This window comes from Streptomyces sp. NBC_01142 (assembly GCF_026341125.1).
In the GTDB taxonomy this organism is placed as follows: Bacteria; Actinomycetota; Actinomycetes; order Streptomycetales; family Streptomycetaceae; genus Streptomyces.
Genome location: NZ_JAPEOR010000002.1, coordinates 3,495,345 through 3,516,557, shown reverse-complemented (window position 1 = coordinate 3,516,557; position 21,213 = coordinate 3,495,345). Strand labels below are relative to the sequence as shown.

General features: G+C 69.3%; 24 protein-coding genes and 1 pseudogene. 12 read left to right on the top strand and 13 right to left on the bottom strand.

Annotation, left to right across the window (positions count from 1 at the left end; genetic code table 11):
• Window positions 1-699: 699 nt before the first annotated feature.
• The 5 genes from OG883_RS33710 (at window position 700) to OG883_RS33690 (ending at window position 5,185) form a co-directional block, all read left to right on the top strand.
• Window positions 700-1,368: a hypothetical protein gene (locus OG883_RS33710; protein WP_266548979.1), complete on the top strand. Its 669-nt coding sequence runs from the start codon at window positions 700-702 to the stop codon at window positions 1,366-1,368.
• A 108-nt stretch (window positions 1,369-1,476) separates the two neighbouring features.
• Window positions 1,477-1,713: a ferredoxin gene (locus OG883_RS33705; protein WP_266548978.1), complete on the top strand. Its 237-nt coding sequence runs from the start codon at window positions 1,477-1,479 to the stop codon at window positions 1,711-1,713.
• Complete coding sequence (locus OG883_RS33700; protein WP_266548976.1) at window positions 1,703-3,097, top strand: NAD(P)/FAD-dependent oxidoreductase; 1,395 nt, start codon at window positions 1,703-1,705, stop codon at window positions 3,095-3,097. The genes OG883_RS33705 and OG883_RS33700 overlap by 11 nt, the downstream gene beginning before the upstream one ends.
• A 46-nt stretch (window positions 3,098-3,143) precedes the next feature.
• Window positions 3,144-4,382: a cytochrome P450 gene (locus tag OG883_RS33695; RefSeq protein ID WP_266548974.1), complete on the top strand. Its 1,239-nt coding sequence runs from the start codon at window positions 3,144-3,146 to the stop codon at window positions 4,380-4,382.
• Between the two features lie 311 nt (window positions 4,383-4,693).
• Window positions 4,694-5,185 carry a hypothetical protein gene (locus OG883_RS33690; protein ID WP_266548972.1) on the top strand — a complete coding sequence of 164 codons (492 nt, stop codon included), beginning with the start codon at window positions 4,694-4,696 and terminating at the stop codon, window positions 5,183-5,185.
• Window positions 5,186-5,469: 284 nt separating this feature from the next.
• Here the strand turns inward: OG883_RS33690 and OG883_RS33685 are convergent, their stop codons facing one another.
• A complete protein-coding gene (locus OG883_RS33685; protein WP_266548970.1) occupies window positions 5,470-6,039 on the bottom strand; it encodes a PadR family transcriptional regulator in 570 nt (189 codons plus the stop codon).
• A 99-nt stretch (window positions 6,040-6,138) separates the two neighbouring features.
• Here OG883_RS33685 and OG883_RS33680 point away from each other — a divergent pair, with 99 nt between their 5' ends.
• On the top strand, window positions 6,139-6,591 hold the full coding sequence (locus tag OG883_RS33680; protein WP_266548968.1) for a nuclear transport factor 2 family protein: 453 nt from the start codon (window positions 6,139-6,141) through the stop codon (window positions 6,589-6,591).
• 99 nt (window positions 6,592-6,690) lie between these two features.
• Window positions 6,691-7,266, top strand: a complete 576-nt coding sequence (locus OG883_RS33675; RefSeq protein WP_266548966.1) for a TerD family protein — start codon at window positions 6,691-6,693, stop codon at window positions 7,264-7,266.
• 92 nt (window positions 7,267-7,358) lie between these two features.
• Here OG883_RS33675 and OG883_RS33670 read toward each other — a convergent pair whose 3' ends face one another.
• A complete protein-coding gene (locus OG883_RS33670) occupies window positions 7,359-7,970 on the bottom strand; it encodes a TetR/AcrR family transcriptional regulator (RefSeq protein ID WP_266548964.1) in 612 nt (203 codons plus the stop codon).
• Between the two features lie 126 nt (window positions 7,971-8,096).
• Here OG883_RS33670 and OG883_RS33665 point away from each other — a divergent pair, with 126 nt between their 5' ends.
• The gene (locus OG883_RS33665) at window positions 8,097-8,858 is read left to right on the top strand and encodes a 4'-phosphopantetheinyl transferase superfamily protein (RefSeq protein WP_266548943.1); all 762 of its coding nucleotides are present in this window, start codon (window positions 8,097-8,099) and stop codon (window positions 8,856-8,858) included.
• 55 nt (window positions 8,859-8,913) lie between these two features.
• Here OG883_RS33665 and OG883_RS33660 read toward each other — a convergent pair whose 3' ends face one another.
• Complete coding sequence (locus OG883_RS33660) at window positions 8,914-9,324, bottom strand: nuclear transport factor 2 family protein (protein ID WP_266548941.1); 411 nt, start codon at window positions 9,322-9,324, stop codon at window positions 8,914-8,916.
• A gap of 74 nt (window positions 9,325-9,398) precedes the next feature.
• Between OG883_RS33660 and OG883_RS33655 the strand changes: the two genes are divergently transcribed.
• Together OG883_RS33655 and OG883_RS33650 are read left to right on the top strand one after the other, a co-directional pair.
• Window positions 9,399-11,195 carry a prolyl oligopeptidase family serine peptidase gene (locus tag OG883_RS33655; RefSeq protein WP_266548939.1) on the top strand — a complete coding sequence of 599 codons (1,797 nt, stop codon included), beginning with the start codon at window positions 9,399-9,401 and terminating at the stop codon, window positions 11,193-11,195.
• Between the two features lie 156 nt (window positions 11,196-11,351).
• Window positions 11,352-12,107: an SURF1 family protein gene (locus OG883_RS33650; protein ID WP_266548936.1), complete on the top strand. Its 756-nt coding sequence runs from the start codon at window positions 11,352-11,354 to the stop codon at window positions 12,105-12,107.
• Between the two features lie 188 nt (window positions 12,108-12,295).
• On the opposite strand, the gene OG883_RS33645 is transcribed toward OG883_RS33650, so the two are convergent.
• The 4 genes from OG883_RS33645 to OG883_RS33630 form a co-directional block, all read right to left on the bottom strand.
• Window positions 12,296-13,426 (bottom strand): hypothetical protein, encoded by a 1,131-nt coding sequence (locus tag OG883_RS33645; RefSeq protein ID WP_266548934.1) that lies wholly within the window; start codon window positions 13,424-13,426, stop codon window positions 12,296-12,298.
• Between the two features lie 71 nt (window positions 13,427-13,497).
• Window positions 13,498-14,073: a SigE family RNA polymerase sigma factor gene (locus tag OG883_RS33640; RefSeq protein WP_266549694.1), complete on the bottom strand. Its 576-nt coding sequence runs from the start codon at window positions 14,071-14,073 to the stop codon at window positions 13,498-13,500.
• Between the two features lie 497 nt (window positions 14,074-14,570).
• Window positions 14,571-15,620: an aspartate-semialdehyde dehydrogenase gene (locus OG883_RS33635; protein ID WP_266548931.1), complete on the bottom strand. Its 1,050-nt coding sequence runs from the start codon at window positions 15,618-15,620 to the stop codon at window positions 14,571-14,573.
• A complete protein-coding gene (locus tag OG883_RS33630) occupies window positions 15,617-16,888 on the bottom strand; it encodes an aspartate kinase (protein WP_266548928.1) in 1,272 nt (423 codons plus the stop codon). Before OG883_RS33630 ends, OG883_RS33635 begins: the two co-directional genes overlap by 4 nt.
• A 228-nt stretch (window positions 16,889-17,116) precedes the next feature.
• On the opposite strand from OG883_RS33630, the pseudogene OG883_RS33625 reads away from it, so the two are divergent.
• Window positions 17,117-18,059, top strand: a pseudogene (locus OG883_RS33625) (class I SAM-dependent DNA methyltransferase); the annotation flags it as partial.
• 76 nt (window positions 18,060-18,135) lie between these two features.
• Here OG883_RS33625 and OG883_RS33615 read toward each other — a convergent pair.
• The 4 genes from OG883_RS33615 to OG883_RS33600 form a co-directional block, all read right to left on the bottom strand.
• Window positions 18,136-18,555 (bottom strand): PIN domain nuclease, encoded by a 420-nt coding sequence (locus OG883_RS33615; RefSeq protein ID WP_266548919.1) that lies wholly within the window; start codon window positions 18,553-18,555, stop codon window positions 18,136-18,138.
• Entirely contained in the window at window positions 18,552-18,806 is a 255-nt protein-coding gene (locus OG883_RS33610; protein ID WP_266548917.1) for a hypothetical protein, read from the bottom strand. Before OG883_RS33610 ends, OG883_RS33615 begins: the two co-directional genes overlap by 4 nt.
• A gap of 49 nt (window positions 18,807-18,855) precedes the next feature.
• Window positions 18,856-19,794: a hypothetical protein gene (locus OG883_RS33605; protein ID WP_266548914.1), complete on the bottom strand. Its 939-nt coding sequence runs from the start codon at window positions 19,792-19,794 to the stop codon at window positions 18,856-18,858.
• A gap of 272 nt (window positions 19,795-20,066) precedes the next feature.
• On the bottom strand, window positions 20,067-20,258 hold the full coding sequence (locus OG883_RS33600) for a DUF397 domain-containing protein (RefSeq protein ID WP_266548912.1): 192 nt from the start codon (window positions 20,256-20,258) through the stop codon (window positions 20,067-20,069).
• Between the two features lie 66 nt (window positions 20,259-20,324).
• Between OG883_RS33600 and OG883_RS33595 the strand changes: the two genes are divergently transcribed.
• The gene (locus OG883_RS33595; protein WP_266548909.1) at window positions 20,325-20,477 is read left to right on the top strand and encodes a hypothetical protein; all 153 of its coding nucleotides are present in this window, start codon (window positions 20,325-20,327) and stop codon (window positions 20,475-20,477) included.
• 66 nt (window positions 20,478-20,543) lie between these two features.
• Here OG883_RS33595 and OG883_RS33590 read toward each other — a convergent pair whose 3' ends face one another.
• Both OG883_RS33590 and OG883_RS33585 read right to left on the bottom strand, forming a co-directional pair.
• Window positions 20,544-20,876, bottom strand: coding sequence for a hypothetical protein (locus OG883_RS33590; protein WP_266548907.1), 333 nt, complete (start codon window positions 20,874-20,876; stop codon window positions 20,544-20,546).
• Window positions 20,869-21,213: a hypothetical protein gene (locus tag OG883_RS33585; protein ID WP_266548904.1), complete on the bottom strand. Its 345-nt coding sequence runs from the start codon at window positions 21,211-21,213 to the stop codon at window positions 20,869-20,871. Before OG883_RS33585 ends, OG883_RS33590 begins: the two co-directional genes overlap by 8 nt.

Genomic DNA, 21,213 nt, shown 5'->3' with positions numbered 1-21,213 from the left:
ACCCGAGTCCCGGCAGGACCTGACTCACACGCGCCTTTGAGGAGTGTGCGCGGCGGACGCGCGCCTTCGAGGAGCCGATGGCGGCCGTCGCGGCGCTCGCGGACGCTGTGGCTCGACGCAACTGATCAAAGCCGTCAGCCGGTTGCCGGACGCGATACGAGCGTGAGCGCGCTCACGGGACAGCGGGCTCCGCCGGGGCGGGTGCCTCTGGTGCCGACGGGAGCCGGGCGTCACTGGGTTTCAGCCGACGGCGGGAGTTTCCTCGGTTCCTCCGGTTGCTCACCGGGGGCTTCCTCGGTTCCTCCGGCTGCTTGGCCGGGGCTTCCTCGGTTCCTCCGGCTGCTTGGCCGGGGCTTCCTCGGTTCCTCCAGTTGCTCACCGGGGGCTTCCTCGGCCGGGTCGGGGGATTCGCCGGCGCCACCGGTGCCAGGGGCCGCCATCGTCACGAGCGGCGACGCGCCGCCGCCCCCGCGCGTCACCCTCACGCGTGGTCCGGGTGGCGCGGCCGCGTGCGCGGGTGCTTCCTGGTTCCAGGTCGTCCTCCGGGGCCCGCGCAGGCGCAGTACGTGTCCGGCCCCTGTGACACGAGCCGCGGAAGCGGCGCCTCCCGGTCCTTTCCTGCCGCCACCGCCGAGCGGGGATCAGGCTGTCACGGGACCGGTTGACGCACGGACAGGGAGAGGAAGCGAACGACAGCCCATGGAGAGGACCAGTCAGGCGCTGCGCACTCCACGAGCCGCGGGAGTGGTGGGGATCGTCTTCGCCCTCCTGCTCACTGCTGCCATCATCCTTGTCCGCCTGGCCCTGCCCGACGGGCCGATTTCCGCGGACAACAACTGGATCTCCGATTCCTCGCGCCTGCACACGGTCCAGGCGGCGCTCAGCCTCATCCCGTTCGCCGGCATTTTCTTTCTGTGGTTCATGGGCGTGGTGCGCGCGCGGATCGGGAAGGCGGAGGACCAGTTCCTCGCCACGGTGTTCCTGGGCAGCGGTCTGCTCTTCGTGGCGACACTTTTCGGGGCCGCGGCAGCAGCGGGAAGCCTGTTGGCCGCGGCCGACGAGGCCGGGGCCGATTCCCAGTCTCAGCTGTGGTCCTTCGGCCGGCACTTCACCTACAACCTTCTGATGACCTACTCGATGCGCATGGCCGCGGTGTTCACCCTCTCGACGTCCGCCATCGGGCACCGTCTCGGGGTCCTTCCCCGCTGGCTCTCGGCCCTGGGCTATCTGGTCGCCCTCACACTGCTCTTCGCGGCGAGCAGCGTCCCCTGGTGCGAACTGGTCTTCCCCCTGTGGGCGCTGATCATCAGCGTCCACATCATCGTCGTCAGTTTCCGCCGACAGCCGGCGCCGACCGTCGAGTCGTGACCGGCATCTCCCGCGGCGTCGTCCGATGACCCTTCTGGCCCGCTGTGCTCGCGCAAGCACGACGGCACTCGCATGCTGAGGCAGGGAACTACTGGAAGGGCGGCCTTGATGAGACTTGTCGTCGATCTCAACCGGTGCCTGGGGTACGCGCAATGCGCCTTCCTCGCACCCGATGTATTCACCATGCACGGCGACGAGGCGCTGCTGTACAACCCGCACGCCGACGACGCACAGCGCGAGCATGTGGCGCGTGCCGCCGCGGCGTGCCCGGTCCAGGCCATCTTGGTGGACGACCTGGGCGATGACCCCGCCACGGTGAGGGAAGGCCTGTCCGGTGTCCGGTGACGCGTTCTTGGAGTCGCTGAGGCGCGAGGGGCGGATCGTGATCGTGGGCGCTTCCCTGGCCGGCCTCCGGGCGGCGGAGACCCTGCGGGCAGAGGGCTTCACCGGATCACTGACACTGATCGGCGACGAGCCCCACGAACCGTACGACCGGCCTCCGCTCTCCAAACAGGTACTGCTGGGCGTTGCGTCCGCCGACCACACCGCACTGCCCCGGCGCATGGAGCTCGACGCGCAGTGGCGGCTCGGGGTCGCCGCCACCGGGCTGGACATGGCGGCCAAACGGGTGCGTCTGGCCGACGGTGACGAGGTGGAGTACGACCGGCTGCTGATCGCGACCGGCGTTCGTGCCCGGCCATGGCCGCATGAGACAGAAGCCGACCTGGACGGGGTCTTCGTACTGCGCACGCGCGACGACGCGGCGAGCCTTCACCGGCGGCTCGCGGCCACCCCCCGCCGGGTGCTCGTCATCGGGGCCGGCTTCACCGGCTCGGAGATCGCATCCGCCTGCCGTGAGCGAGGGCTGCCGGTCACCGTCGTCGAACGCGGCTCGGCGCCTTTGGTGGGCGCGCTCGGTGGCGTGATCGGCCATGCGGCCGCAGAGCTGCAACGAGAGCACGGCGTGGACCTGCGCTGCAACATCATGGTCACGGGGCTGGAGGGCGACTCCGCAGGACGCCTGCGCTGTGCGCACCTGTCCGACGGCAGCACGATCGACGCGGATGTCGCGGTGGTCTCGCTCGGCGCGACGCGCAACACCGGATGGCTCGCAGACTCCGGACTGGGCGCCGGCCCGCGCGGAATCGCCTGCGACGCCGGATGCCGCGCCTTCGACGTCCGGGGCATCGTGACGGACGACGTCTTCGTCGCCGGCGACGTCGCACGTTCCCCGCACGCGCTCTTCGGGTACCAGTTCCTGTCCCTCGAGCACTGGGGCAATGCCGTCGCACAGGCCGAGATCGCAGCGCACAACATGATCAGCGCCAGCTCGGACCGCCGTCCGCACCTGTGGGTGCCGGCCTTCTGGTCCTCCCAGTTCGGGGTCAGCATCAAGTCGGTGGGCGTCCCGTCCCTGGGCGAGGAGATCCTCATCGCCCAGGGGTCACTCGCCGAGCGCCGCTTCGCCGGTGTGTACGGGTACCAGGGCCGCGTCATCGCCGCCGTCACCTTCGACCACACGAAGTGGCTGGAGTTCTACCAGCGGATGATCGAATCGGCTGCGCCCTTCCCGCCGACATTTCCCATGGTGGACCGGCGTCCCGAAGGGCTGCGGCCGGTCTCGGCAGATTTCCCCGACCCCTCCGTGCCCACCCACGGGCCGTCCGTCACCCTCAGCGGCTACTCGCCGACCGACCGGCGGATCACCTTCACCCCTGCCCGAGCCTGACCACGGCGCGGCAAGCCCGCTGTCCAACGCCCACAAGGACGCCACCATGACGCAAGGCATGCTCCTTCGGCAGATCACCGACTACGCCAACCGCGCGGACCCGTACCCCCTGTACGCCGAGCTGCGCAAGACGCCCGTGTCCCAACAGGGAGAGGGGCTGTTCGTCGCCAGTACCTACTGGGAGATCAAGAGCCTCCTGCACGATCCGCGGATCAGTTCGGACGCCCGTAACCTCTCCGCCCAGGCCACCGGCGCACTTGACCAGCAGGAAGAGGAAGCATCGCCGCTGCCGCCCTCCTTCCTGAAGCTCGACCCTCCGGAACACGACCGGTTGCGCCGTATGACGACGCGCCCCTTCGGACCGCCGCACACACCCCGGCGGATCCACAACATGCACGGCGAACTCGCCGGGATCGTCACCGACCTCATCGACGGCTTCGGGGACCGGGACCGGATCGACCTCGTCGACAATTTCTCCTACCCCTTCCCCGTGACCGTGATCTGCCGGCTGCTCGGGATTCCACGCGAGGACGAAGCGCGCTTCCACTCCTGGGCCGACACCATCGCCGCCAGCCTCGATCCGGACCCGGACCAGGACCCTGCCGAGCGGAACCGGGTCTCCCAGTCGGCCCGCAACGAGCTGGGCATGTACCTGTCCGAGCTCGTCGCGAAACGCCGCGCCGCGCCCGGCGACGACATGCTCTCCGCCCTCGTCACCGACCACAGCCCGGACGGGCAGATGACCCCGATCGAGGTGCTCAGCACCGCCGCCCTGCTCCTGATCGCCGGCCACGAGACCACGGTCAACCTCATCACCAACGGAATGCTCACCCTTATGCGCAACCCGGACGTTCTCCAGCGGCTGCGAAACGACCCCCGGCTGGCCGTCCCGCTCGTGGAAGAGCTCCTGCGCTTCGAGCCGCCCGTGCAGCTGCTTCCGCAGCGCACCACCCTCGATGACATCGACATCGCCGGCACCACCATCCCCAAGGGAGCAGCCGTGTGGCTCCTCCTGGCCTCCGGCAACCGGGACCCGCAACGGTTTCTCGACCCCGACCGCTTCGACCCCGACCGAAGGGACAACCAGCACCTGGGCTTCGGCAGCGGTATCCACAGCTGCTTCGGCGCGCCGCTGGCCCGCCTGGAGGCACAGCTCGCCCTGACCGAGCTCGCCCGCAGGCTCGACAACCCCCGCCTGGTGGAGGATCCGCCCCCTTACCGCCAGAACGCCGTGCTGCGTGGACCCCGCCACCTCAACATCTCGTTCGACGGTCTGCGTGCCTAGGGCCTTTCAGCGACGGGTCGGGAGAACAGACGTCTCCCGGCCCGTCGCCGTGTGACCCGGCACGTCGTCCCGTCCCACGGCCTCCTCGTCGAGCGCCGGTCGGCAGGTGGCGCGGGCGCGCCGCTCGGGCTGCGCCGAGCAGGACTGATTTTCACGGGCTGCGTGATACTGCCGGCGACCTCGGCGTGTTGTGGGAGATGCCGCCGGATGGATGAACCAGGCACTTTTGATGAGTTTGAGAATTGACACTACATCGCACAATGAGAATTCTTGAGCGCATCAAAGAATCCGCGTTCATCAGGCGAGGAAGAATGCTTTCAATTTCGAAGTGGGGCGCGGTGGCAGCAACGGCGTTGTCGCTCGCGACGGTCGCCGGTCCCGCCTCTGCGTCCAGCGACCCGTATCCGCTGGACCGGGGCAGGGACAAGTACACGGAGGTCATCAGCCTCACGTCGACGGGCACAGGAACCACGGTGGTCGACAACGGCACACCCGGACCCGGGGTCGGCGATCAGATCATCATCACCGCGAACCTCTACCGCAGAGGTCTCAGCTATGGCACCGAGGGAGCGGTGTGCACCCGGGTGGCAGCCCAAACCACGCACTGCACAGGCACTTTCAGCCTTCCCCGGGGACAAGTGACCTGGCAGCATCTGCAGACCACCCCTATCGGCACCCCGCCCAGCGACTTCGACCTCGCCGTCACCGGCGGCACCGGCGCGTACGCCACCGCCCGCGGCTACGGTCACGTCGCCCGCATCTCTGAGTCAGGCGGAGCCTTCACCCTCTATCTCGTGCACTGATTCCCGTCGTCCCTGAACGTGCGGTCCCGCATCACGCGCTCCGAATTACTCGGCAGCATCCGCCCCCGGGACAATCAGGATCCCACGCAAAGCGACCGGACAATGGGTCAAGGGAAACGACGTCTGGTACGAACTTTTCCAGCGCCGTACGGCCGGGCCGCCGCACTTTACGTGGAGAACCTCAACCTCATCCAGCGCTGCGCCACGAATCGATTGAGCAGTTCCACGCCGTCGTTCACACGCACACGGACGAGAATCGGGTCGTGAGCAGTACGGCCCGGTGCTCACCGCTCGGCGCGAGCCGTCCGCCTGTCCCGCAGCACGGCCGCGATCCGCAGACACCAGTTCCGGTTGTCCGTCTCGAAGGCCAGGCCGCGCAGGCACGTCAGATACGGGCCGATCCGCTCGCCCCGGCGCAGGAACTCCTCCTCGTCCCGTTCGCCGCGCATCTGTCGCAGCAGCTTGCCGAAGAGCTCGATCTTGGCCTCGGCGACGGACGCTCGCTCCTCGAGCTGTTCGATCAGCGGGCCGGTGCTGATCCGGTCGGCGGCCTGGACCTTGACCAGCAGGTCGTCGCGGATGAACGAGGGTTTCGACGCGGCCGCCGCGAACTGTTCCAGCTCGGCGAGACCGGCGTCGGTGACCTTGAACAGGCGCTTGTTGGGCCGCGTCTCCTGGACCACCTGGCGGCCCGTGACCAACCCTTCCCTCTCCAGCCTGGTCAGCTCGGCGTACAGCTGCTGGGGCAGGGCGTGCCAGAAGTTCGCCACTCCGACGTCGAACGCCTTGGCCAGCTGGTATCCGCTGTACTCGCCGTCCAGCAGCGCCGCCAGTACCGCGTGTCGCAAGGCCATCGCAGCAGCCCCTTCCCTTTCCTCGTCCGTCCCTGCATCATCCTACTCAAGAAACTGACTAGTCAGATTGTTGAGTAGGACAAGGTACGAGGAGAGACCATGGAGACTGCCGAAGGATTCCGCGCCGCCGTGGAGAAGCGGGATCTCACCGCGCTGGACGGCCTGTTCACCGAGGACGTCCGCCTCTACAGCCCGGTGAAGTTCAAGCCCTTCGAGGGCCGGCCGATGGTGGTGGGGCTCTTCGGGGTCCTGTTGCGTACCTTCAAGGACTTCCGTTACGTCGGACAGTTCGAGGGCGCCGCCGAGACCAGTGGGGACGGCGAGGAAGCCCCGTCGGAGATCCTGCTCTTCCGGGCCACCGTGAACGGCAAGCAGATCCACGGCATCGACCTGCTCCAGTTCGACGAGGCAGGCCGGATCAAGGAGTTCACGGTCATGGTCCGGCCGCAGTCCGCGGTGCAGGCGCTGAGTGAGGCCGTGCTCGCCGGCCTGGTCGCGGACGGACTCGTGGCCCAGCCCGACAAGCCCGTCAGCCCCTTGGCCCATTCCTGACGGCCACAGGGGAACCCGAGCCGGTGGTCACTCGTTGGGCCGGTGGGCAAAGGAATCGTCAAGAGGCGCGGCCCGCGCCGGATTGCGCAGGGGATTTCCATGGGTGTCAGCCTTTCCAAGGGCGGCAACGTCTCGCTCAGCAAGGAGGCCCCGGGCCTGACCGCGGTCGTCGTGGGTCTGGGCTGGGACGTACGCAGCACCACCGGGACCGACTTCGACCTCGACGCCAGTGCCCTGCTGGTGGACGCCAACGGCAAGGTCGTGTCCGACCAGCACTTCGTGTTCTTCAACAACCTCAAGAGCCCCGAGGGCTCCGTCGAGCACACCGGTGACAACCTCACGGGTGAGGGCGAGGGCGACGACGAGCAGATCAAGGTGAACCTGGCGGGCGTGCCCGCCGAGGTCGACAAGATCGTGTTCCCGGTCTCCATCCACGAGGGCGAGAGCCGTCAGCAGTCCTTCGGCCAGGTGCGCAACGCGTTCATTCGCGTCGTCAACCAGGCCGGCGGCGCCGAGCTGGCGCGCTACGACCTGAGCGAGGACGCCTCGACCGAGACCGCGATGGTCTTCGGCGAGCTGTACCGCAACGCGGCGGAGTGGAAGTTCCGCGCCGTCGGCCAGGGGTACGCCTCCGGTCTGCGCGGTATCGCTCAGGACTTCGGCGTCAACATCTAAGTCGCGGTCTGCGGTCTGCGGTCTGCCGGCCAACAGCTCAAGGGCCTGATCCTCATCGAGGGTCAGGCCCTTGGCGTGTTCCGGGTGAGGTGTCAGGGAACGTACGCACCCGCCCGGGCGGCGGACTCGGCGGCGGCGGCCGCGCGGTCTGCGGCGGCCTCGTCGAGAGGGTCGCCGCTGGCCAGCAGGCGGTAGTAGAGCGGGGCCGAGACCGCGCGGATCACCTCATGGGCGTCGGTGCCCGCGGGCAGCTCACCGCGGGTGATCGCGCCCTCGACGCACGGCACCCACTCCTTGATCCGGGTCGCGTAGAAGCGGTGCAGGGCCTCGGCGGTGCGTTCGTCGCAGGTGGCGGCGGCGATCACGGCTTTGAAGAGGGGGCCCTGGCGGGGGTCGCCCAGGGTGCCGGCGACGAGGCGGGCGTTGGCCCTGAGGTCCTCGGTCAGCGAGCCCGTGTCCGAACGCGGTACGGACTGTTCCGCCATGTCGGCCAGCAGATCGGCGACCAGGCCGGTGGTCGTGCCCCAGCGGCGGTAGACGGTTGTCTTGCCCACCTCCGCGCGGCGGGCCACATCGGTCAGGTCGAGGCGGTGGAAGCCGTGCTCGACCAGGGCGTCACCCGCCGCTCGCAGGACGGAGGCCCGGACGCGTGCGGTGCGCCCGCCGGGCCGGACGGTGCCCGGGTCCGCATCCTCGGCATTCATCACGGGGCTCCAGTTCTCACGTTCCGACGCAGTACCTTTCATCTTAACGGAACCATGGATCTGTTAAATGTCTGGGCGTCGAAACGGCACACTGTGCAGTACTCGTACAGGATGTTGGGAGACACCATGGTTCACCTCCCCGCCCCCCGCCCGGCGACGCTGCCCGGCGTGGAACTGCTGTGGTGCGGGCGGGTGTCCGACCACGCCGAGGACGCCGTCGCCCACCGCGGCCTCCTCGACGCCGACGAGGCCGCGCGCCTCGCCGCCTTCCACCGGAGCGCGGACCGCGACGCCTACGCGGTCGCGCATGTGACCCTGCGCCGGCTGCTCGGCGAGCGGCTCGGGCAGACTCCGCAGGCGGTCACCATGGCGCGCGAACCGTGCACCCACTGCTCCGGCCCGCACGGGCGGCCCCACGTGCCCGGCTACGCCGTGCACTTCTCGCTCTCGCACACGGGCGGCATCGTGATGATCGCCCTCGCCGAAGCCCCCGTCGGTATCGACGTCGAAGCACTCCCCGACCCCGCCACGGTCAGCGAGGTCGCGGCCCGGCTGCACCCCAGGGAGCGTACGGAACTGGCGGCACTGCCCGCCGCCGAGCGCCCGGCCGCCTTCGCCCGCTGCTGGACCCGTAAGGAGGCCCTGCTGAAGGCCACCGGGGTCGGCCTGAACGAGGATCTCTCGCTCACTCATGTCGGCGCCGGGCCCCAACCGGCCACGCACGCCGACTGGTTGGTGGCCGACCTGGCCACCGACCCCGGCTATGCCGCCGCCCTCGCGGTGCGCCGCCGTACGGACAGCGCGGACAGCGCGGACCACTCGGACCGCACGGACCGCACGGACAGCGCGGCTCCAACGGACCGGACCAGCGGCTGGGAAAACGGCTAGAACCCCTTGGCCGTGCCCGGCCCGGTGACAGAGACCGTTGACGGCACGGGGGCCTTCAGTAACGCTCGACCAGGTGCTCGCGGCCCGGCGGGGGCTCGTACGCCTCCGGCCAGAAGTCCGTGATCGTCGTGATCCGGCCCTCCTCATCACCGGTGAAGAACGTGAGCGCGTACATCTCCTCCAGCCCCACGGCGGCATGGATCCAGGTCACGACCTGTCCTCCCTCGGCGACGATGCGCTCGACGCGCAGATGCCAATCACCGGGGTACTCCCGGTAGAACTGGAGGAACGCCTCCTTGCCACGTATGCGCTCACGCGTCTGCGGCAGCTCGTAGACCACGTCCTCGGCAAGGGTCGACTCGAAGGTCACCCAGTCACGCGCCTCGGCCGAAGTCCAGTGTGTCTCCACTGTCTTGCGCAGGTCGATCGATGAGGACGGTGGTGTCGACTCGGTCGGTGAGGTCATACGCCGAGTGTGCACCCCACCACTGACAACGGGCCTCGCACCTGTGGCTCACCGCCATCAGGTTTCATGGAGGCATGACCGACGCCGATGCACAGACCATGCCCGACTGGGAGAAGCGCTTCCGCGCGCCCCGCGTCTCGCTGCCCGACTGGGCCGAGGACGCTCCGGACCGTTCCCTCTTCGTCTCCAATGCGACGGGGACGTACGAGCTGTACGCCTGGGACCGGGCCAGTGGCGAGCAGCGGCAGGCGACGGACCGGCCGAACGGCACCACGGACGGCGTCCTGTCCCCCGACGGCACCTCGATCTGGTGGTTCTCCGACACCGACGGGGACGAGTTCGGGGTGTGGATGCGGCAGCCCTTCGGCGGCGGCGACGACGTGCCCGCGGCGCCCGGCCTCGAGCCGTCGTACCCGGCCGGGCTGGCGATCGGCCGGGACGGCACGTCCGTGGTCGGCCGGTCGACCGACGAGGACGGTACGACGATCCATGTCGTACGGCCCGGAGCCGAGCCGGTCGAGATCTACCGGCACCGGGAGTCCGCCGGTGTCGGCGATCTCTCCCGCGACGGGACGCTGATCGCGCTCGAGCACACCGAGCACGGCGACGCGATGCACTCCGCCCTGCGCGTGGTCCGGCTGGACGGCGGCCCGGTGGCCGAGCTCGACGACACCAAGGGCGGCACCAGGGAACTGGGCCTCGAGGTCCTCGGGTTCGCTCCCGTGGACGGGGACACCCGGCTGCTCATCGGGCATCAGCGGCGCGGCCGCTGGGAGCCGATGATCTGGGACGTCGCCTCGGGCCGGGAGACCGATCTCGCGATCGACCTGCCGGGCGACGTGAACGCGGAGTGGTATCCGGACGGCTCCGGGCTGCTGGTCGCGCACAGCTTCGAGGCGCGCGGCGAGCTGTGGCGGTACGACCTGGCCTCGCGCGAGCTGGTGCGGATCGAGACGCCGACCGGTTCCGTCTCGGGCGCGACGGCCCGGCCGGACGGGGCCGTGGAGTATCTGTGGTCGTCCGCCGCGCAGCCGCCGCAGGTGCGGTCCACCGCGGGCGGGGTGGTGCTGGACCCGCCGGGGATGAAGGCGCCCGGGTCGGTGCCGGTCGAGGACGCCTGGGTCGAGGGGCCCGGGGGCCGTATCCACGCGCTGGTCCAGAAGCCGGCCGGGGCGGGTCCGTTCCCGACCGTCTTCGAGATCCACGGCGGGCCCACCTGGCACGACAGTGACGCCTTCGCGGCCGGCCCGGCGGCCTGGATCGACCACGGGTACGCGGTCGTGCGGGTCAACTACCGCGGCTCGACCGGGTACGGACGGGAGTGGACGGACGCCCTCAAGCACCGGGTCGGGCTGATCGAGCTGGAGGATATCGCGGCGGTCCGCGAGTGGGCGGTGACGTCCGGTCTCGCCGACCCGGCGAAGCTGGTCCTGGCGGGCGGCTCCTGGGGCGGGTATCTCACCCTGCTCGGTCTCGGCACCCAGCCCGAGGCATGGGCGCTGGGCCTCGCGGCCGTACCGGTCGCGGACTACGTCACGGCGTACCACGACGAGATGGAGGCCCTGAAGGCCATGGACCGCACGCTGCTCGGCGGGACCCCGGAGGAGGTCCCGGAGCGGTTCGAGGCCTCGTCCCCGCTGACGTACGTCGACGAGGTCAGGGCTCCGGTCTACATCTCGGCGGGCGTCAACGACCCGCGCTGCCCGATCCGCCAGGTCGAGAACTACGTGGATCGGCTGGCTGCACGCGGCGCGGTGCACGAGGTGTACCGGTACGACGCGGGCCACGGCTCGCTCGTGGTGGAGGAGCGGATCAAGCAGGTCCGGCTCGAGATCGAATTTGCTGCCGCGCGTCTCGGACAGCCCGGATAGCCGAGACAGCCCGGATAGGCGAGACAGCCCGGGCAGAGAGAGGGAGGGGGTACGGTTCCGCACCGCGTCCCCTCCGCTCCGTCGGGGCCCGGCCGGTGGGCATCCCGCGCAACCCCCGCTCCGGGGCCGCCTCGGCGCAGCCCGTACCGTGGAGGGGTGTACCGGTTCCTGCTGACGCCCCGCTGGTGGGGGATCAATCTCTTCGTCGTGCTGGCGATCCCCTTCTGCGTCTTCATGGGCTCGTGGCAGCTCGGCAAGTTCGAGGACCGCGTCGACTCGCACCAGAAGGCCGAGCGGAGGCCCGGCCCGGGTGAGCAGAAGGCCGTGGCGCTCGACGAGCTGCTGCCCGTCGACCAGGAGACCTCCGGGCGCACGGCGACGGCCACCGGGCAGTACGGCAAGCAGTTCCTGGTACCGGAACGGCAGTTGGACGGCAAGCGCGGCTCGTACGTCCTCACGCTGCTGAAGACCGACGGCGGCCGGACGTTGCCCGTCGTCCGCGGCTGGCTCGCCGAGGGCGCACGAACCCCCGCGGCCCCGGCCGGTGAGGTCACCGTGACCGGTGCCCTGCAGGCTTCCGAGACCGCAGGCACCGACGGGGTGCATGCGGCGGGTGGACTGCCGAGCGGACAGCTGGGGATGATCAGCGCGGCCTCGCTGGTGAACCTGGTGCCGGACGATGTGTACGACGCGTGGGTCACCCTGACCGAGGCGGACGGCGGGCTGAAGGCCGTGCCCGCGGCGGCGCCGCAGGGCAGCGGGCTCGACCTCAAGGCATTCCAGAACCTGGGTTACACCGGGGAGTGGTTCGTCTTCGCCGGCTTTGTGCTCTTCATGTGGTTCCGGCTGCTGCGGCGCGAGGCGGAGGCGGCCAGGGACCGGGAGCTGGGCCTGGAGCCCGAGCCGGTGTAGGCACGGCGGAGCATGGGCCTGGGCAGGGCGTGGACCCTGGGCGGGGGCTGGGCCTGGGGCAGCGCGTGGTCCCGGACAGGGCATGGACCCGGGGCAAGGCGTGGCCTCGCACAGAGGCGTGGACCTGGGTCGGGAGATGAATGTGGGGCGGGCCGCTCAGCAGCGGTCCCGTCCCACGTTCGCGTTGTTCAGGCCTGCAGCATGCCCGTGCGGTAGATCGTGCCCGCACAGGCGTTGGAGATCGTCGTCTGCGCGGCCGGCCCGCCCGCCTCGGGGGTGTGCGACACGAGCACACTGCCGTCCTGCGTCCCGCCGTCCTCGCTGCCCAGCTGGGGCTGGGTCTCCGCCTCCGTGCCCGTGCCGCTGGTCGCGCCCGAGGAGCCGCCGTCCGTCGGCGTCGGGTCGGGCGAGGCGCCGGTGGTCGGGCAGGTTTCGGACGGCACCCAGGCGAACTTCACCTCGTACGCCGCGTTCGACTGCAGCAGCAGCGGACCCGCCGCCTCCTGCGAGGGGTCGGGCAGTCCGCCCGCCGCGTCCCCTGCCGTGTGCGAGATGACCATGATCTTGGCGCGGTCGGCGGCGCCCAGCGTCTCGATCCCGACCGAGCCGGCGCCGCTGACCGCACAGTCGCTCTGCGAGACATTGACGATGCGGAAGGTGCCGTAGACCTTGCCCTCGGCGTCCGGCGCGCCCGACTGCCCCGAGACGCTGAGCTGGGCGGCGCCGCAGACGGGTGTGGTCGCCGCCGCGGTACCCGGCGGGACGGCCGTGCCGCCCGTCGTGCCCTGCGAGGCGCCGGCGCCGGGCTCCTCGCCCGGCTCCTGCTTCTTCCCGTCCGTGTCCTTCTCGGTGTCCTTGCTGCCGGCGGAGGGGTTGTCCGTTCCCTTCCCACCGCCCACGACGCCCGTCTCGTCCCCGGTGCCGCCCTGCGCCTGCTCACCGTGTCCGGCGTTGACGGGGCTGGCGTTCTCGCTGCCGCCCGAGCTCGCCACATGGACGAAGGCGGGGACGGCGGTGCCGATCAGCAGCGCCGCGGCCGCCATGCCGACGAGCGCCTGCCTCTTACGGGCGCGCCGCGCGGGGACCGCCCTGCGCAGATGGTCGAGTGCACCGTCGGAGGGCGCGAGGTCCTCCACAGCACCCTGCAGCATCCGCCGCAGGGCTGCTTCGCCGCCGCTCAGCGCCTCGCCGTCCAGGCTCCCGCCGCCCGGGCCTTCGCGGTCACCCAGGCTGCCACCGAGGCTCCCGGCGAATCCCTGCCCGGACCCCTGCTCGAGGGGCCCGAGGCCACCCAGCTCATTTTCCGGCCCGTTGCTCACAATTTCGTTCCCAGTCCGGTCGTCAAACGGCCCGTCCGGCCCGTACCGCTCAAACCTGTGCCCGTGCCCGCTCATGCCGTGGCCTCCATCGCGACGCGCAGCGCCGCGATACCCCGCGAGCCGTACGCCTTCACCGAGCCCAGGGATATCCCCAGCGTCTCGGCGACCTGAGCCTCGGTCATGTCGGCGAAGTACCGCAGCACCAGCACTTCGCGCTGGCGCCGCTGCAGTCCGCGCATCGCCTTGATCAGCGCGTCCCGCTCCAGCTGGTCGTACGCCCCCTCCTCGGCACTCGCCATGTCCGGCATCGGCTTGGACAGCAGCTTCAGGCCGAGGATGCGGCGGCGAAGCGCGGAACGGGAGAGGTTGACCACGGTCTGACGCAGATACGCCAGGGTCTTCTCCGGGTCCCGCACCCTGTTGCGCGCCGAGTGGACGCGGATGAACGCCTCTTGGACGACGTCCTCGCAGGAGGCCGTGTCGTCCAGGAGCAGGGCAGCGAGACCCAGCAGCGACCGGTAGTGGGCGCGGTAGGTCTCGGTGAGGTGATCGACGGTGGTGCCCGCGGCCATGGTGCCGTCAGCGCCCTCGCGCTGGGAGGGGATGCGGGTGGTACGCGGAGCGGGCATGGGAGCGATCACCGGCATGCCGCCGGCCGGGCGGGGTCTGCGGAGCGGGCGCACTGCTGCGCCGCGAACCGGGACCATCCCTGTGATGTCGAGAACCTCTGCCACGCCTGTTGGACACGCTTCCCCCCGTCAGGGTTGTACGCGCACGCCACCGTTTTTGGCGGTGATCTGAATGCCCTCATGCGTACCCGCTCTTCCCCAATGCCCCAGTTTCGCGGCAGCGCGAAGGGGCGACCGCAAAGACGCCTCCCACCCAACTACCGGTTGCAGCAAGGGGGAAGCGAATAATCGAACATACTGACTGCCCAGTTCAAGCGGTCCAGACCTTCGACTTGCTCACAGGGCGTTCACAGATCCTACAAAGGACTCGGGCCGAGTCCCGGCGAATTCGAACCCGGGCGGGACCGCGGGCGAGGACCCAGCCGGAACCAGTCAGAACCGCAGCCCGAACCGCAGCGCGAACCGCGGCCGGGATCGCGGCCGGAACCCAGTCAGAACCGCATCCCGAACCCGGCTCAGAACTCGGCGGCGATCGCCTCAGCGATCTGCGCGGAGTTCAGGGCCGCCCCCTTGCGCAGATTGTCGCCGCAGATGAAGAGCTCGAGCGCACATGCGTCGTCCGGCGCCCGCCGCACCCGTCCCACCCACACCGGATCCGTCCCCACCACATCGGCCGGCGTCGGAAAGTCGCCCGCCTCCGGGTTGTCGTAGAGCACCACACCCGGCGAGGTGGCGAGGATCTCGTGCGCCCGCCCCACGGTGACCTCGTCCTCGAAGCGCGCGTGCACAGCGAGGGAGTGCGTGGTGACGACCGGTACGCGCACGCACGTCGCCGTCACCCGCAGCCCGGGCAGGCCCAGGATCTTGCGCGTCTCGGCCCGCAGACCGAGCTCTTCCGAGGACCAGCCGTCCTCCTCGAGCGTCCCGGACCAGGGCACCACATTGAGCGCGAGCGGCGCGGGGAAGGACCCCTGATGGTCACTCACCGCACGGCGTACGTCTCCGGGACCCGCGCCCAGCTCCGTACCGGCAACCAGCGAGAGCTGAGCGCGCAGCGTGTCGACGGCGTCCCGGCCGGCACCGCTGACGGCCTGGTAGGAGGAGACGACCAGTTCGCGCAGCCCGAACTCGGCGTGCAGCGCCCCGACCACCGGAAGCATGGCGAGCGTGGTGTCGTGCGGGCTCGCGACAATGCCGCGCGGGCGGACCCGTACGGCATGCGGATTGACCTCGGGGACGACCAGTGGAACGTCCGGATCCATCCGGAAAGCAGCCGAATTGTCCACGACTACCACGCCCTTGGCCGCGGCGATCGGCGCCCACTGCGCGGACACCTCGCCCGGCACCAGGAAGAGCGCGACGTCGACGCCCTCCAGGGCTTCTTCGGCCAGCGCGACGACTTCTGTCTCCTCGCCGCGCACGGCCAGCTTGCGGCCGGCCGAGCGCGACGAGGCGAGCAGTCGGATGTCGCCCCAGACGTCGGCGTGCTGCGACAGGATCTGGAGCATCACCGCACCGACGGCTCCGGTCGCTCCGACGACCGCGAGCGTCGGCTTACGGGTCATCGCCCGGTGCCCCCGTAGACGACCGCCTCGTCGGAGTCGCTGTCGAGACCGAAGGCGGTGTGCACGGCGCGCACGGCCTCGTTGACGTCGTCGGCGCGGGTGACCACCGAGATACGGATCTCCGAAGTGGAGATCAGCTCGATGTTCACGCCCGCGTCGGAGAGTGCCTCGAAGAACGAGGCGGTGACGCCGGGGTTGGTCTTCATACCGGCGCCGACCAGCGAGATCTTGCCGATCTGGTCGTCGTAGCGCAGCGACTCGAAGCCGACGGCGGCCTTCGCCTTCTCCAGGGCGTCGATGGCCTTGCGGCCCTCGGCCTTGGGGAGGGTGAAGGAGATGTCCGTCAGAGCGGTGGTCGCCGCCGAGACGTTCTGGACGACCATGTCGATGTTGATCTCGGCGTCCGCGATCGCGCGGAAGATGGCCGCGGCCTCGCCCGGCTTGTCCGGTACTCCGACGACCGTGACCTTGGCTTCGGAGACGTCGTGGGCGACTCCGGAGATGATGGCGTGCTCCACCTGCTGGTCTCCCTGCGGCTCGTTGCTGACCCAGGTGCCGCGCAGTCCGGAGAAGGACGAGCGGACGTGGATCGGGATGTTGTATCGGCGTGCGTATTCGACGCAGCGGTGCAGCAGCACCTTGGAGCCGGAGGCGGCGAGCTCCAGCATGTCCTCGAAGGAGATCCAGTCGATCTTCCGGGCCTTCTTCACGACCCGCGGGTCGGCGGTGAAGACACCGTCCACATCGGTGTAGATCTCACAGACCTCGGCGTCCAGTGCGGCGGCGAGGGCGACGGCTGTGGTGTCGGAGCCGCCACGGCCGAGGGTGGTGATGTCCTTCTTGTCCTGGGACACACCCTGGAAGCCGGCGACGATGGCGATGTTGCCCTCGTCGAGCGCCGTACGGATCCGGCCCGGCGTCACATCGATGATGCGCGCCTTGTTGTGGACCGAGTCGGTGATGACGCCTGCCTGGCTGCCGGTGAACGACTGGGCCTCGTGGCCCAGGTTTTTGATCGCCATGGCCAGCAGGGCCATGGAGATCCGCTCTCCTGCGGTCAACAGCATGTCGAATTCACGCCCGGCAGGGATCGGGGATACCTGCTCTGCGAGATCGATCAGCTCGTCCGTCGTGTCGCCCATCGCGGATACCACGACGACCACCTGGTGGCCGTTCTTCTTGGCATCGACGATTCGCTTGGCGACGCGCTTGATGCCTTCGGCATCGGCAACGGAGGAGCCTCCGTACTTCTGCACGACAAGGCCCACGTGCGCTCCTCGCTCAAATCCATTGCGGCAGTCATTACCGCGGTCGGCTCAGTCTAACGAGCGGGCCGGTTCCGCCCCGCAGATACCACATGGTGAGATGTCCCGCTCACTCCGTGATCATGGGGCGGCCGTACCCGCTCTCGAGCTGTGCCTGCCCGCTGGAAGGCGGGACACACGGAAAGTGGGGTGGCTCACACATGCGACTCGACTGCCGGCCCACAGGGCCCAAAGGGCGACGCCTACGAAGGGCTGCTCGCAAAGGGCGCCGAAGACACCAAGACCGGGGCCGGCCAGTCCTTCACGCCCCGTGCGCTCATCGACGCCATGGTCGACGTGATGCGGCCGGGGCCGAACGACACCATCACGGACCCCGCCTGCGGCACCGGCGGCTTCCTCATCGCCGCGCACAGTTACATCCGCAAGCACCACATGAAGGGCCTTTCCCGGGAGCAGCGCCACGCGCTCGGCGAGGGCAAGATCTTCGGTACGGAGCTCGTCCCCGGCACCGCCCGTCTCGCCGCGATGAACCTGCTGCTCCACGGCATCGGCGACAGCAACGGCGACAGCCTGATCACGGTCGAGGACGCCCTCGCCAAGAAGCCCGCCAAGCACGCTTCTCTGGTCCTGGCCAACCCGCCGTTCGGCAAGAAGTCCGCGATCACCGTCATCGGCACGGACGGTAAGACGGACCGGGAGGACATCTCCTACGACCGAGACGACTTTCGCGCCACCACCACCAACAAGCAGCTGAACTTCCTCCAGCACATCATGTCGCTGATGGAGATCGACGGCCGTGCCGCTGTCGTCCTCCCCGACAACGTGCTCTTCGAGGGCGGCGCGGGCGAAAAGATCCGCCGCCGCCTCCTTAAGGAGTTCGACCTGCACACCCTCCTCCGCCTGCCGACCGGCATCTTCTACGCGGGCGGCGTCAAGGCGAACGTCCTTTGACTACGACGACCTGATCAAGCGCGACAAGTTCAATCTCGACATCACCTGGATGAAGGACCCGGCCCTCGACGACGCGGACAGCCTGCTGCCGCCCGAGGTGATCGCTCAGGAGATCGTCGAAGACCTTCAGGCCGCGCTGGACGAGTTCGCGGCGATCGCGGAGGCACTGGGCGGCGAGGTCAAGCCGGACCCCGACGCAGAGGAAGCAATCGCGGAGTCCTGAGCCCCCGCTCGAATCCGCCCGCGCGGTCCGCACTTCCAAGCCGAAATGCCCCGGGCCACTGGCTCGGGGCATGCGGCTAAACGTCGGCCGTTCCCGGCTCGACGACCCACCGGCTCGGGTATCCGGTCAGTTCGGCGATCTGGTCGTAGTCCTGGTCGTAGTGAAGGACGGTGACTCGGTGCCGCTGCGCGGTGGCGGCGATCACCAGGTCGGCGAGCGAGAGAGCGCGGTGGTTGCCCTTCGCGATCGCCTTGTCCTGAGTCTCGATCGCCGCGTCCCATACTTCGTCGGGGCAGGGCAGGCAGTCGAAGCCGCGTAGCCGACCGTCCAGCCGCTCCGACTCCTGCCCATCACGTGCCGAATACTTGACTTCGATGTGTACGGCACCGGTGATGCACAGCAGTCCCCGATCGTGAAGGGGGTCCAGCACATCGGCCACGACAGCCTGCTCCCAGCGCGCGAGCGCCGACTTGTCGATGAGGTATCGCTCACTCACGCCGCCGACGACCCCTCACCGGGCTCATCTCGAACGTCGTACTGCAAGTCGATCCTCCCCGACCTGACGTCCTCGATGAAGTCCTGGCGGCGCACGTACTTCGCCAGCCGCATAGCGGCTTCCTTCACAGCTGCCTCGTCTGTCTCCACACCGAAGACCTTGCGCAGGTCGGCGAGGAAGTCCTCATCCATCTCGATGGTGACGTTGCGGGCCATGTCAGGCCCCCCTTCGGCGTCCAAGCTGGTCTTCACGGTGTCTCCTCCACGATAGGTCCCCTTCGGTTCTCGGGTATTGATTCGGTCAGCCCAGGCCCCGCGGCGGCAGCCCCGCCGCGATGCGGGCCTCGTCGGCGCGGTAGTGGTGGTTCACGACGTACTCGACCGGGGCCGCGCGGAAGGTGTCGGGGATATAGCCGACGGGGGGCCATGCGTCGTCCCCCTCGGGCTCCCGGTCCAGTTCCTCTCGACAGGTGGCGCACAGGCCGTTGGTGAGCTTTGTGGTCGTCTCGTCGGCCTCGCAGCCGCCACACAGCATCACGACCTTGTTGACGCGGGCACGAGTCGCGTTCGGGGTGGACTTGGGGGGCATCTTGTTCTCCAGTCGGGTACGGGCGATGGCGCCCGGGCTGTGTACAGGCGACGGCAGGCCGGCGGTCAACGCCTGGGTGAGGTGGTTGTGGGTGGCCCCACGCGCCAGCCACTCGGCGGCCAGCGGTTCGAGTGCTGCACACTCGGCAGCGGACAGGGTCATACGGGGTTCGGTGCGGCCGAGCCGAGCCAGGACGCCGTAGGCCTCCGACGGGGAGGTCGCTCCGGCGGGTGCCGGTTCGTCTGCCTCATCTGCTTCGTCCACGCGGGCCAGGCCCGCCCGGCCCAGCACCGTGACGTCGACCCCGTGCACGCGGCGGACGAACTCCGCCCACCACACATCCGACCTGCGGATACGGGACCAGTAGGTCCTCGTCACCCAGCGCATCGTGGAGTCCGCCAGTGTCAGGTGCTCCTTGACCAGCCGTAGGTGTCCGGCGTCCGTGAGCTCCTTGAGAGCGCTGCGGCAGGCCTGTTGGCCGTAGACGGGATGTGTGGCGGCGAGCGCCTTGTATCCCATTGCGGAGCCCTCGGGCAGGCGGTCGATGAGCGAAGCCAGTTCCGCCGCGCGCCTGGGCAGATGTGCGAAGTCCGCTTCTGCGCGCGGGCTTTCGTCAGCCGTGAGGCGCTTTCCGTACCCCGGATTAGCCATGGGGTGTGCGGACACAGGCAGGGCAGGGCTAGTGTGAGCGTAAGCCACGATCGAGTGCTTTCGATGCGTAGGTGAGGCCCCGACCTGGTGTTGCTAGCACCGGCCGGGGCCGTTTCCTTGCCGCGAACGTAGGCGGTGCATACGTTGCGATGCAAGCTGATCACACAAAGTCACTCACGTGGGTGACGTGGCCTCAACTCGCCTACAGGGGAGGGCGGGTGGGTTCAAATCAACCCACCCATTCCTTGCAAAAAGGGCTCGGGACTCGAGGCTCAAGCTCCGGGCCGACCTGGGACGTTGGCGACGAATGCGGCCCAGGCCGCGGCGGGGAGGGTCAGTTCGGGGCTCTTGGCGAGCTTCGAGTCCCGGACGTGGATGGTCGTGGGGCAGGCGGCGATCTCGACGCAGGCACCACCCTCGCCGTCGCTATAGCTGGACTTGAACCACTTCAGCTGCTCGCTCATAGCTCTTCCACCATCCGCTCGACGAACCGGGCCGACTCAGCGGGGCTGAAGGCCTGGCCTTTGGGCGTGCAGCGGTTCGGCATCGCGGGCAGCCGCACGGTCGCGTACATCGGGATCCCCGCGCTGGGCGGGAACACCTGGCCCCTGTGCTGGTACTCCGAGCCGACGCCCACCGCACCCTTCGTCGCCCCGTCGGCCCTGCTCTCAGCTCTCGCCTAGACCTGCCACCGACGAGCGTGTTTCCCTGCTCGCTGACGTCGGCCTGCCCCAGGTGAAGACGGCGCCCTACGGACCCGGAGCGAACACCATCCGTACAACTGCCGTCAGGATCAGCGCAGCGGGAATCACGTACCACCATCGCCGCAGGCGTCCCAACGCGATGAACGCCGCAGTGACAGCTGCGGCTACAAGCTCCGCCACCAGGGCGAGGACAGCCATCAACCGCACGGTGTCGGTGACGGTGGCGTCCCACGGGCCCTCGGACTCGGTAAGCAGGGCGTTGAGCAGAAAGAAGCCTCCGACGGCGTGCAGCGCCATCAGAACCGCGGCGCACAGCACTGTCGCGAAGACAGCCGTCGGCGGCCTTCCCGGGCGCTCCTTCGTCTCTTGCTCAGTCACCCAGGGCCTGCCTCGCATCGTCGATGTTGCGGCTGAAGCCACGACCGTATGCCTGGGCGTCGTTCGTCTGCCAACCCGGGCCGCCGTTGTACCGGGCAGCCAGTTCCTGGTACTGCGCCGGTGTCATCTGGTCCGGCGGTACATCGGCGAACGAGCTCTCCGCTTTCAGCTGGGCAAGGTACTCCCACGCAATGTAGACGTTGGTCGCCGGATCCTGGGTCGCCTTCTCAACCTCAGGGTTGTCGAGGCCGAGACGAGTGACGCCATCGACTGGATCGAGCGGGTGGCACTGGCCTTCGCAACCGTCCTCGGCTGACGCGCACCCGCTCCGCCCCAC